The sequence below is a fragment of the Streptomyces sp. NPDC000348 genome (assembly GCF_042898795.1).
GTDB lineage: Bacteria > Actinomycetota > Actinomycetes > Streptomycetales > Streptomycetaceae > Streptomyces.
The window spans coordinates 473,096-484,903 of the sequence record NZ_JBIAZD010000002.1 but is presented as its reverse complement, the minus strand read 5'-3'; the positions used below and the strand labels follow the sequence as shown (position 1 = coordinate 484,903).

General features: G+C 74.2%; 9 protein-coding genes. 1 reads left to right on the top strand and 8 read right to left on the bottom strand.

Annotation, left to right across the window (positions count from 1 at the left end; all coding sequences use genetic code 11):
• Positions 1-146 precede the first annotated feature (146 nt).
• The gene (gene rpsT, locus ACFY3N_RS06015; RefSeq protein WP_030858234.1) at positions 147-413 is read left to right on the top strand and encodes a 30S ribosomal protein S20; all 267 of its coding nucleotides are present in this window, start codon (positions 147-149) and stop codon (positions 411-413) included.
• 185 nt (positions 414-598) lie between these two features.
• On the opposite strand, the gene holA is transcribed toward rpsT, so the two are convergent.
• The 8 genes from holA to leuS all read right to left on the bottom strand — a co-directional run bounded on the left by holA (position 599) and on the right by leuS (position 11,431).
• Positions 599-1,588: a DNA polymerase III subunit delta gene (gene holA / locus ACFY3N_RS06010; protein WP_390815410.1), complete on the bottom strand. Its 990-nt coding sequence runs from the start codon at positions 1,586-1,588 to the stop codon at positions 599-601.
• Positions 1,589-1,640: 52 nt separating this feature from the next.
• Positions 1,641-1,895: a hypothetical protein gene (locus ACFY3N_RS06005; protein ID WP_390815409.1), complete on the bottom strand. Its 255-nt coding sequence runs from the start codon at positions 1,893-1,895 to the stop codon at positions 1,641-1,643.
• 39 nt (positions 1,896-1,934) lie between these two features.
• Positions 1,935-2,774, bottom strand: coding sequence for an arylamine N-acetyltransferase (locus ACFY3N_RS06000; protein ID WP_390815566.1), 840 nt, complete (start codon positions 2,772-2,774; stop codon positions 1,935-1,937).
• Positions 2,775-2,838: 64 nt separating this feature from the next.
• Positions 2,839-5,418: a ComEC/Rec2 family competence protein gene (locus ACFY3N_RS05995; RefSeq protein WP_390815408.1), complete on the bottom strand. Its 2,580-nt coding sequence runs from the start codon at positions 5,416-5,418 to the stop codon at positions 2,839-2,841.
• Positions 5,415-6,545 carry a helix-hairpin-helix domain-containing protein gene (locus ACFY3N_RS05990; protein ID WP_390815407.1) on the bottom strand — a complete coding sequence of 377 codons (1,131 nt, stop codon included), beginning with the start codon at positions 6,543-6,545 and terminating at the stop codon, positions 5,415-5,417. The genes ACFY3N_RS05995 and ACFY3N_RS05990 overlap by 4 nt, the downstream gene beginning before the upstream one ends.
• 105 nt (positions 6,546-6,650) lie before the next feature.
• The gene (locus ACFY3N_RS05985; RefSeq protein ID WP_390815405.1) at positions 6,651-7,496 is read right to left on the bottom strand and encodes a DegV family protein; all 846 of its coding nucleotides are present in this window, start codon (positions 7,494-7,496) and stop codon (positions 6,651-6,653) included.
• A gap of 83 nt (positions 7,497-7,579) precedes the next feature.
• Positions 7,580-8,326 (bottom strand): hypothetical protein, encoded by a 747-nt coding sequence (locus ACFY3N_RS05980; protein WP_390815403.1) that lies wholly within the window; start codon positions 8,324-8,326, stop codon positions 7,580-7,582.
• Positions 8,327-8,521: 195 nt separating this feature from the next.
• Positions 8,522-11,431, bottom strand: a complete 2,910-nt coding sequence (gene leuS, locus ACFY3N_RS05975) for a leucine--tRNA ligase (RefSeq protein WP_390815402.1) — start codon at positions 11,429-11,431, stop codon at positions 8,522-8,524.
• Positions 11,432-11,808: the final 377 nt, after the last annotated feature.

Below are 11,808 nucleotides of genomic sequence, written 5' to 3'. Positions count from 1 at the left end.
GCGACCGGAGACGGGTTTGGGCCAGCGAATGGGCCGCTGGTAGTGTGGGGGGCTGTGTCTCATGCCCTCTCAGCGCGAGGCACACCCCAAGAAATCACCGGCACGGGACCCGAGCGGCCCGTGCCAGAACCTGTAGAGGCTCATTCGTGGCGAACATCAAGTCCCAGATCAAGCGGAACAAGACCAACGAGAAGGCCCGGCTGCGCAACAAGGCCGTCAAGTCCTCTCTGAAGACCGCGATCCGCAAGGCCCGTGAGGCCGCCGCCGCGGGTGACGTCGAGAAGGCCACCGAGTACCAGCGCGCCGCCGCGCGCCAGCTCGACAAGGCCGTCTCCAAGGGCGTCATCCACAAGAACCAGGCCGCCAACAAGAAGTCGGCGCTGGCTCAGAAGGTCGCGGCCGTCAAGGGCTGAACCACCCTTTGATCTGACCGTCGGCGGGACTCAGGGCGGGCCCTCTCTCATCCGCCCCCGGCCGGCACCCCGAGCCCGTACGCGGCCTGCGTTCGCCACGCGGGTACGGGCTCACACGCTTCAGCCGAAGGCCCCGCCCCCACCCTTCCCCGGGTGGGGCGGGGCCTTCCGGCTTTCCCGCTCCGCTACGCCCGTCCCCTCGACCGCGCCGCGCGGGCGATGGTGACGACCGCCTTCTCCAGGGCGTACTCCGGGTCGTCCCCGCCGCCCTTCACGCCCGCGTCCGCCTCGGCGACCGCACGCAGCGCGACGGCCACGCCGTCCGGGGTCCAGCCGCGCATCTGCTGCCGGACCCGGTCGATCTTCCAGGGCGGCATCCCCAGCTCGCGGGCGAGATCGGCGGGTCTGCCGCCGCGCGCCGACGACAGCTTGCCGATCGCCCGTACGCCCTGGGCCAGCGCGCTGGTGATCAGGACCGGGGCCACTCCGGTCGACAGCGACCAGCGCAGGGCCTCCAGGGCCTCCGCCGCCCGTCCCTCGACCGCGCGGTCGGCGACCGTGAAGCTCGACGCCTCGGCCCGCCCGGTGTAGTACCGGCCGACGACCGCCTCGTCGATCGTGCCCTCGACGTCCGCGACCAGCTGGGACACCGCCGAGGCCAGCTCCCGCAGATCGCTGCCGATGGCGTCGACCAGCGCCTGGCACGCCTCCGGCGTGGCCGACCGGCCGGTGGTCCGGAACTCGCCCCGCACGAAGGCCAGCCGGTCCGCCGGCTTCGTCATCTTCGGGCACGCCACCTCGCGCGCCCCCGCCTTGCGCGCCGCGTCGAGCAGCCCCTTGCCCTTGGCACCGCCCGCGTGCAGCAGGACCAGTGTGATCTCCTCGGCGGGCGCGCCGAGATACGCCTTCACGTCCTTGACGGTGTCGGCGGAGAGGTCCTGCGCGTCGCGCACGACGACGACCTTGCGCTCCGCGAAGAGCGACGGGCTGGTCAGCTCGGCGAGGGTGCCGGGCTGGAGCCGGTCCGGTGTCAGGTCGCGCACGTCCGTGTCGGCGTCGGCGGCCCTCGCGGCGGCCACCACCTCCCGCACGGCACGGTCGAGCAGCAGGTCCTCCTGGCCCACGGCGAGCGTCACCGGGGCGAGAGGGTCGTCGGATGCGGTCTTCCTGGCCATCGCGACAAGCATCCCACGCGCCACCGACAACGCCGCGCCGGCCGCGATCCCCCTACGGCTCCTCCCGCCAGCCGTCCCACCCGGCCACGAACTCGTTCAGCTCCGCGGGGTCCAGCCGGCCCGGTTCGTCCCGCAGCACGACGAGCCACTGCGCGTCCTCCGCGTCGTCCTCACCGGCGAGCGCGTCCCGCACCAGCCGGGGCTCCTCGTCCACGCCGAACCGCTCCCCGAGGGCCTCGGCCACCTCCTCCGCGGCATCACGGTCGGGCAGCACCAGCACATGTCGCACATCACTCACACGGGCCATTGTCCGGTACCGGGGTCAGCGGCTCTCCCGGTACCGGGGTCAGCGGCTCTCCCCGGTGCCGCGCACCGCCGGCACCGTGTCCAGCGCGATCCCGAACCGGTCCCGGTAGAGCGCGAGCACCTCCTCGTCCGTTCCCGCCTCGTGCTCCCGGCGCGTCCCGTCCGGCGCGGTGACCGTGAACCGCCGGCCGCTCAGCGTGATCCTGCCCCCGTCCCCGGTGACCCGCGAGCACACCGGCGACCGCGTGAAGTGGGAGGCCGGCGAGGTGCTGTGCCACCACGCCCCGGCCGTGAAGTCGCCGAGCACCCTCGGCCGGACCTCCAGCCGGTACACCGGCCGCCCGTTCCGGCTCACGTCCAGGTCCGCCGCCTCCACCCGGTCGTGCCCGCCGCGCACCCCGGCCGCGTCGGCGCCCGCCTCGGTGATCCGGAACGTGCCCCCGGGGTCCTCCTGCTCCCCGCGCTCCCCGAAGGCGAGCGGCAGGTGGCAGTGCGCGCCGAAGCCGACGTCGGCCAGCCAGTCGCCGCCGTCCACCGTCCGTACCCGCAGCGCCAGATGGTCGTACGGGATGCCGAGCCGGCCGCCGTCGCCGTACACCCGCGCCGCGAGCAGCTGGACGTCGTAGCCGAGGGCGGCGAGCAACGCCCCGAAGAGGCCGTTGAGTTCGTAGCAGAACCCGCCCCGCCGCGCCTCCACCACCTTGTCCAGCAGCCGCTTCTCGTCCAGCACGATCTCCTCGCCGAGGTGGACGGAGAGGTTCTCGAACGGCACGGCCCGCAGGTGCCGCAGGTGCAGCTCGCGCAGCGCGTCCACGGTGGGCCAGGCGGGCTGTTCGACGCCCAGGCGGCGCAGGTAGGCGTCGATCGCCGCGGGGTTCATGCGGTCAGTCATGTCCCCCAGTGTGGCGCCGCCCCGGGCTCGTTGCCCTCCGTTCCACCACCTCTCAGTGTCGCGACACCCGCAGTTCCCCGCCCCCGTCCTCCCCTCCGGTCACCGCCAGCGCCCCGTCCCGGTCCGTGCGCAGTACCGTCGCTCCCCCGGCGCGCAGGGCGGCGACCGTGCCCGGTGCCGGGTGCCCGTAGGTGTTGTCCTCCCCCGTGCTGATCAGCGCCAGCCGCGGGGCCGCGCGGCGTACGAGGTCCGGGTCCTGGTACGCGGAGCCGTGGTGGGCGACCTTGAGGACGTCCACGCCGGCCAGCCGCCGGGCGGCGGGGGATCGCGCCAGGGCCCGCTGGGCCGGGGGTTCCAGGTCGCCCAGGAGCAGCAGGCGCAGGCCGCCCGTGCGGACCAGCATGGCCACGCTGGCGTCGTTCGGGCCCTCCGGCACCGGGCCCGAGGACGGGGAGCCCGCGGCCGGCGGGGTGCTCGGGGGCGGCCAGACCACCTCCCAGGACAGCTGCCCCGTGCGCCGCGCCTCACCGGCTGCGGCGTGCGTCACCGGGATGTGCCGGGCGGCGGCGAGTCTCCGGACGAACGCGGCCTGGTCGGCGGGTTCCTCGAAGGACGTCGTCTCGACGGCGCCCACCGCGCGTCCGCGCAGTACGCCGGGCAGGCCCGCCACGTGGTCGGCGTGGAAGTGGGTCAGGACGACGAGCGGGACCCTGCTGATGCCGAGGGAGCGCAGGCAGTGGTCGACGAGGGCCGGGTCGGGGCCGGCGTCCACGACCACGCCGGCGCCCTCGCCCGCCGCCAGCACCAGCGCGTCGCCCTGGCCCACGTCGCACATCACCATGCGCCAGCCCGGCGGCGGCCAGCCCGTGACCACCCGGGTCAGCGGCGCCGGCTGCACCACCAGGAGCACCAGCAGCAGCGCGCAGGCGGCGCACCACCAGGGGTGTCCCAGCAGCCGCCGCCCCACGAACAGGACGGTGAGGGTGACGGCGCCCAGTGCCGCCGCGCCGGCCCAGCCGCCGGGCCAGTCCACTCCCGCGCCGGGCAGCGCCGCCCCGGTCCTGGCGACCCCCGCGAGCCACCGGGCCGGCCAGCTCGCGCACCAGGCCAGTGCCTCCGCCGCCGGCATCGCCACCGGCGCCGTCGCCAGGGCCAGGAAGCCCAGCACCGTGGCCGGCGCGAGTGCGAACTCCGCGAGCAGGTTGCACGGGATCGCCACCAGGCTCACCCGCGCCGCCAGCACGGCGACCACCGGCGCGCACACCGCCTGCGCGGCGCCCGCGGCGGCCAGCGCCTCCGCGAGCCGGGGCGGCACCCCGCGCCGCCGCAGTCCCGCGCTCCAGCGCGGCGCGAGCGTGAGCAGCGCGCCGGTGGCCAGCACGGAGAGCAGGAAGCCGTAACTGCGGGCCAGCCACGGGTCGTAGAGCACCAGGAGCAGGACGGCCGTCGCCAGCGCCGGGACCAGTGATCTGCGGCGGCCGGTGGCGAGCGCGAGCAGGGCGACGGATCCGCAGGCGGCGGCCCGCAGCACGCTGGGATCGGGCCGGCACACGACGACGAACCCGAGGGAGAGCGCCGCGCCGAGGAGTGCGGTGGCCCGCAGGGGGATGCCGAGGCGGGGCGCGAGTCCGCGTCGCTCGGCCTGCTGCGCCAGGCCGGGCGGGCCGAGGAGCAGGGCGAGGAGGATGGTGAAGTTGGCGCCGGAGACGGCGAGCGTGTGGGTGAGGTCGGTCTCCCTGAACGCCTCGTCCAGTTCGGGGGTGATCCTGGCGGTGTCGCCCACGACCAGGCCGGGCAGCAGCGCCCGCGCGTCCGCCGGCAGTCCGTCGGTCGCCTCCCGCAGTCCGGCCCGCAGCCGTCCCGCCAGCCGCTGGGGACCCGACGGCCGGCCGACGGTCTCCGGGCCGCCTCGGCCCTTCACCCGCAGCACGGCGGCGAACCGGTCGCCGCCCGCGGACGCCGGGGCGAGCCGGGCCTCGACGCGGATGCGGGTGGAGGGCAGGAGGGCGAGCCAGGGGGAGTCCCCGGGGCGGCCGGGCGCGGTTCGGCCGCCCCGGCGCGGGTCGACGATCAGCAGTACGGGCGCGCGGGTCGTCTCCGCCGCGCCGCCGGCCCGCTCCACCCGCCGCACGTCCGCCTCGATCAGTACGGACGTCGGGGCCATGTGGTTGCCGCTGACCCTGGGCCGGGTGAGCCGGGGGTCGGAGGTGGTCTCGACCTCGGCGGTCACCGGGGCGTACTCCCGCGCCAGTGCGGGCACGGGGCCCCGTCGCAGGTCCGCGCCGTGCAGTCCCGCCGATCCGGCGGCCGCGGCGACGCAGAGCAGCGCGGCGGCGCCGGCGTGGGCGGTGGCCCGTCCCCGGCCGGTCGGGCTGCTGCGCGCCGCGAGGAGGGCGCCGGCTGTCAGCAGGGCGACGATCACCGTGCCCGCCGCCCGGCCGGGCGGGGCGTGCAGCAGCAGGGCGGCGGTGGCCCAGGCGGCCAGGGCGGGCGGGACCAGGCGCAGGTCCGCCGGTCCCTCCTGTCTCGGGTGCGCGGCGCCGAGCCGCTTCCCGGAGGCGGCGTGGACGTGCCGCCGGGCGGTGGGCTCCGCGGGCGGTGGTGCCGCCGTGTCCGTCGCCTCCGTCCTCATGGCCGTACGAGGTTCCGCAGCTCCGCGAAACGGCGGTCGCCGATGCCGTTCACCTCGCGGAGTTCGTCCACCGAGCGGAAACCGCCGTGCCGGGTGCGGTGGTCGACGATGTGCTGGGCGAGCACGGGGCCGACTCCGGGCAGGGTGTCGAGCTGGTCCGGGGTGGCGGTGTTGAGGGAGACCGGTGCGGTGGGGCCGGCCCCCGCCGTACCGGGAGCGCCGCCGGGGGCTGTTCCGGCCGGTGCCGGGCCGCCTACGACCACCTGTTCGCCGTCGACGAGGAACCGGGCGCGGTTCAGGGTGTCGGTCCGGGTGCCGGGCCGTACTCCGCCGGCTGCCCGCAGCGCGTCCTCGACGCGTGAACCGGCGGGCAGGTGGTGGATTCCCGGGTCGCGCACCTTGCCGCTGACGTCGACCACGATCACGGGCCCCGCCGAGCCGCCGGGCTTCACCGCACCGCCCGGCGCGGCCTCCCCCTTCGCCGCGTCCCTGACGTGCTCCCCGTGCGGAACGGCCGCCGCCCGCACCACCTCCGGCGCCCGCACCGGCTGGGTCCGCCCGGCCCAGAAGTGCTGGACGGCGAATCCCACGGCGACCACGAGCAGCACCGACAGCGCGGCCACGCTCCGCCGCTCCATCCCGCACCGCGCCCGCACCCACAACGGCAGGCGCTCCCGCAGCGCGAGCCCGGCCCTCTCCCGCCGCCATCCCCGTACGGACCCGTCGCCGGCTTCCTGCGGGCCCGCGGCACAGCCCTCGTCGTCCACCGCGCCCGCACCACCACCGGGCCCCGCCGTGGGAGGGCCCGCGGCCGCTTCCCGCCCCCGCGCGGCCTGCCGGTCCACGGCCGTCGGCCCGTCCACGGTCGCCGGGGGGCCGGCCCGCCTGATGCGGCGGGTGCCGGTCATGGCCCAGGCCGGTGGTCGCCTGCTGTGCGCGAAGTGGTCGTCGTCGAACAGGGACTCCGCCCGGCGGCGGAGCTCCTCCGCCGCCGCCCGGCGGTGCCGGTGCGGGGTCCGGCCGCGGGGCCCGGCCGGCCGGCGGTGGCGGGCGCGGCCGTCGGAGGCGGGTGGGCGGCCCGGGCCGCTGGTCGCCGTCGCTGTGCGTGAACGTGATCGAAGTGCCATGCGAGGAGGATCCGGCACATCACCACATCCGCGATGATCTTGCTCGATTTCCGTGGATCACCGCTCGATTGTGGACAACTCCGTCACCCGTAGGGCGCACCGGCCTCACCGGGCCGAGACCACGACCCCCAGCAGTCCGGGCCCCGTGTGCGCCCCGATCACCGCGCCCACCTCGCTGACGTGCAGGTCGGCCAGTCCCGGCAGCCGGTTCCGCAGCCGGTCCGCGAGGGCCGACGCGCGCTCCTGCGCGGCGAGGTGGTGGACGGCGACGTCGACCTCCGCCCCGCCCGCCCGCTCGGCCGCGATCTCCTCCAGGCGGGCGATCGCCTTCGACGCCGTGCGCACCTTCTCCAGCGGTTCGATGCGGCCGCCCGCCAGCTGCAGCAGTGGCTTGACCGCGAGGGCCGAGCCCAGCAGGGCCTGCGCGGCGCCGATCCGGCCGCCCCGGCGCAGATAGTCGAGCGTGTCGACGTAGAAGTAGGCGGACGTGTCCGCCGCGCGCTTCTCCGCGGCCGTGACCGCCTCGTCCACCGTGCCGCCCGCCTCCGCGGTCCTGGCCGCCGTCAGCGCGCAGAACCCGAGCGCCATCGCGATCATGCCGGTGTCCACCACCCGTACCGGCACGGGCGCCTCGCGGGCGGCGACGACCGCCGCGTCGTAGGTGCCGGAGAGCTCGGCGGAGAGGTGGAGGGAGACGATGCCGGTCGCACCGGCCCCGGCGGCCCTGCGGTAGGTCTCGGCGAACACCTCGGGGCCGGGCCGCGAGGTCGTGACCGGGCGCCGCTTCTGCAGGGCCTGCGCGAGGGAGCGGGTGGAGATCTCGGTGCCCTCTTCGAGCGCGCGGTCGCCGAGGACCACGGTCAGGGGGACCGCCGTGATGCGGTGCCGCTCCATCGTCCGGGCCGGCAGGTAGGCCGTTGAATCGGTGACGATCGCGACATGGCGGGACATGAGCTGGAGGTTACCTGCCGTAGTGCCCGTGCGGCAGCCCGGCCTCGCGGGGCGGGTTCGACGGTGGCCGGATCAGGGGGTGCTCACGTGGTGCTCTCGGGGCGGGCCTTCTTCTGCCAGGGGTAGGCGGGACGCGGCGACGGCGGGGTGATGGCGGGGCGGTCGGACCGCTGTTCCGATTCCTTCGCCGGGGCGGGACCGGGGGTGCCCGGCCGGGTCCGCCCGGCGGCCGGGGCGTCGGCGGCGGGGGCCTCGGGCCAGGGCGGGGGTGCCGGGTGCTGCTCCGTGGTGGTCCAGTGGCGCAGGGCCCCGGCCTCCATGTCGATCTGCTCGCTCAGCGAGTCCAGGTCGTCGGAGGCGAAACGGCGGGCGCGGTCGCGGGCCGCCCAGCGCAGGGAGTCCGCGGCGCTCGTGATGCGCTCGGTGCGCTCGCGCAGCTCGGGCAGCCGGGCGGCGAGGGTGGTGCGGTCCGGTTCGGACTCCAGGCGCCTGAGTTCGCCGTCCAGTTCGTGGCCGTGCGCGCTGAGCCGCTGGAAGAGGCCGAGGGACTCCTTGAGGGACTCGTCCTCGGCGACGGCGGCCTCCAGGGCGTCCTGGGTGGCCCGCACGGAGGTGCGCAGCCCCAGCCGGAGCTGGGCGATCTCGCCGGCCGGACCGGGCTGTGCGAAGGCCTTGGCCCTCAGAGTGTGGTCCTCGACCGTGCGGCGGGCCTGGGTGATGTGGCGGTCCGCGCTGCGCTTGGCGGCGCCGACGACCTTCACCGTGGCGTAGGCGCCGAGCACGACGAAGAGCACGAAGAGCAGGGCGACCACTGCGAACACCGTCTCCACGAAGCTCCTCCTCCGGGCCCTTCCGGCCTGTCCCGGCGCACTTCGCGCCGCTCTTCAACGGTAAACGCAGCGGGCAGGTCCGGAGTTCCTGGAAAACCCCGAACCTGCCCTTAGGGGACCACCCGGACCACCGGGCGTCCTGAAGCCCGAAGCCCGTCCGGCGGATCACACCGGCCGGACCCCGGAACGCTCACCTCACGCCGGGACGATGTTCACCAGCTTCGGCGCCCGGACGATCACCTTGCGGATCCCGGCGCCGTCCAGCGCCGCGACGACCCGTTCGTCGGCCAGCGCGGCCTTCTCCAGCTCGTCCTCGGCGATGCCCGGGGACACCTCCAGCCGCGCCTTGACCTTGCCCTTGATCTGCACGACGCAGGTGACGGTCTCGTCCACCACGTACGCCGGGTCGGCCACCGGGAAGTCCTGGTGCACCACCGAGTCCGTGTGCCCCAGCCTGCGCCACAGCTCCTCGGCGATGTGCGGGGCCAGCGGAGCGACCAGCAGCACCAGGGACTCCGCGACGGGGCGCGGCAGCGCACCCCCCCGCTTGGTCAGGTGGTTGTTCAGCTCGGTGACCTTGGCGATGGCGGTGTTGAAGCGCATGCCCTCCAGGTCGCCGCGCACGCCGTCGATCGCCTTGTGCAGGGCGCGCAGGGTCTCCTCGTCGATGTCGGCGGTGGTGGTGTCGACGACGGTGACGTCACCGCTCGCCTCGTCGACGATGTTGCGCCACAGCCGCTGCAGCAGCCGGAACTGACCGACCACCGCACGGGTGTCCCACGGCCGGGACACGTCCAGCGGACCCATGGCCATCTCGTACAGGCGCAGCGTGTCGGCCCCGTACTCGGCGCAGATCTCGTCCGGGGTGACCGCGTTCTTCAGGGACTTGCCCATCTTGCCCAGCAGCCGGGAGACCTTCTCGCCCCGGTACCAGTAGCCGCCGTCGCGCTCCTCCACCTCGGCGGCCGGCACGGCGATGCCCCGGCTGTCACGGTAGACGTAGGCCTGGATCATGCCCTGGTTGAACAGCTTGTGGAACGGCTCCGCCGAGGACACGTGCCCCAGGTCGTACAGCACCTTGGACCAGAAGCGCGCGTACAGCAGGTGCAGCACGGCGTGCTCGGCGCCGCCGACGTACAGGTCGACGCCGCCGTGCGGCATGCCCTCGCGCGGGCCCATCCAGTACCGCTCGATCGCCGGGTCGACCAGCTTCTCGTCGTTGTGCGGGTCCAGGTAGCGCAGCTCGTACCAGCAGGAACCCGCCCAGTTGGGCATGGTGTTGGTCTCGCGGCGGTACTTCTTCGGCCCGTCGCCCAGGTCCAGGGTGACGTTGACCCAGTCCTCGTTGCGGGACAGCGGCGTCTCGGGCTGGGTGTCGGCGTCGTCCGGGTCGAAGGTGCGGGGGCTGTAGTCCTCGACCTCGGGCAGTTCCAGCGGCAGCATCGACTCGGGCAGGGCGTGGGCGACGCCGTCCTCGTCGTAGACGATCGGGAAGGGCTCGCCCCAGTAGCGCTGACGGCTGAACAGCCAGTCGCGCAGGCGGAAGTTGACGGTGCCCTCGCCGTGGCCCGTGCGCTCCAGCCACTCGATGATGCGCGTCTTGGCCTCGGCGACGCCCAGGCCGTCCAGGGAGACCTCGTCGTTCGAGGAGGCGATGATCCTCGCGTCGTACGAGGCGAAGGCGTTCTCCCAGGTGCCGGTGTCGGTGCCGCGGCCGTCGGTCGGCTCGACGATGCAGCGGATCGGCAGCTCGAAGGCGCGCGCGAACTCGAAGTCGCGCTGGTCGCCCGCCGGGACGGCCATGATCGCGCCGGTGCCGTAGCCCATCAGGACGTAGTCGGCGATGAAGACGGGGACCCGCTCGCCGTTGACCGGGTTGGTGGCGTACGCGCCGATGAAGACGCCGGTCTTGTCCTTGGCCTCGGCCTGCCGCTCCACGTCGGACTTGGCGGCGGCCTGCGCGCGGTAGGCGGCGACGGCCTCCGCGGGCGTGGCGTGCCCGCCGGTCCACACCCCGTGGGTGCCCTCGGGCCACTCCCGCGGCGTGAACTTCTCGACCAGCGGGTGCTCGGGCGCCAGCACCATGTAGGTCGCGCCGAACAGGGTGTCGGGGCGGGTGGTGAAGACGGTGATGTTCTCGCCGTCGATCGGGAAGTGGACGCGGGCGCCCTCGGAGCGGCCGATCCAGTTGCGCTGCTGCAGCTTGATGGCCTCGGGCCAGTCCAGCGCGTCCAGGTCGTCGAGCAGACGGTCGGCATAAGCCGTGATGCGCATGTTCCACTGGCGCAGCTTGGCCTTGAAGACGGGGAAGTTGCCGCGCTCGGAGCGGCCCTCGGCGGTGACCTCCTCGTTGGCCAGCACGGTGCCCAGGCCGGGGCACCAGTTGACCGGCGCGTCGGAGGCGTAGGCCAGACGGTGCTCGCCCAGGACGTCGGCGCGCTCGGCCTCGGTCAGCTCGGCCCAGGAACGGCCTCCGGGCAGCGCGCGCTCACCGGACTCGAACCGCTCGACCAGCTCGGAGATCGGGCGGGCCCGCCTGGCCTCGTCGTCGTACCAGGAGTTGAAGATTTGCAGGAAGATCCACTGGGTCCACTTGTAGTAGTCCGGGTCGATCGTGGCGAACGAGCGGCGCTTGTCGTGGCCCAGGCCCAGCCGGCGCAGCTGGGACTTCATGTTCTCCATGTTGGCCTCGGTGGACACGCGCGGGTGCGTGCCGGTCTGCACCGCGTACTGCTCTGCGGGCAGGCCGAAGGCGTCGAAGCCCAGGGTGTGCAGGACGTTGTGCCCGGTCATGCGCTGGAAGCGGGCGAAGACGTCGGTGGCGATGTAGCCCAGCGGGTGTCCCACGTGGAGTCCCGCACCGGAGGGGTACGGGAACATGTCCATGATGAACTTCTTGGGCCTGGCGACCGTCTCCGGATCACCCGACAGGTCGCCTCCCCCACTCCCGGCTTCGCTCGAGCGGGGGGACCCCCATGGGTTCGGGGCGGCGTAGGTGCCGTCGGCGTCCCAGAAGTCCTGCCAGCGTGCCTCGATCTCGGCCGCCAGGGCGGCCGTGTAGCGGTGCGGCGCGGCCTCCGCGGCTGCGGGGTTCGTCTCGCTCATGGTCCTCAATGCTCCATCGATCGTCTCTGCCTGCTGCTGCGGCTTCCTGGAAATGAAAAATCCCCTCGCACAGGAGGGGACGCCGCGCCGATTCCGACCTGCCGGTCACCGGTGGTCGGGACTGATCAGCGCGGCTCGCTAAGCAGAAGGCGTACGGCACGCATGGCGCCAGGGTACCGCAGCCGCCGATCCGGCCGCGACGCGCTTCCCCGGCACACTGACCCAAGGCCAAAGGTTACTTCGCGTAACGACCGCTAAGGGGGCATCACACCGGTCTCGTCGCCCTTTGGTAACAGCGCAATAACTCAAACCTCGTACTCATCGGTATGACGAGCCCTAGAGTTCGGCAGCGGGACCGCTTTACCGAACCTTCGGAG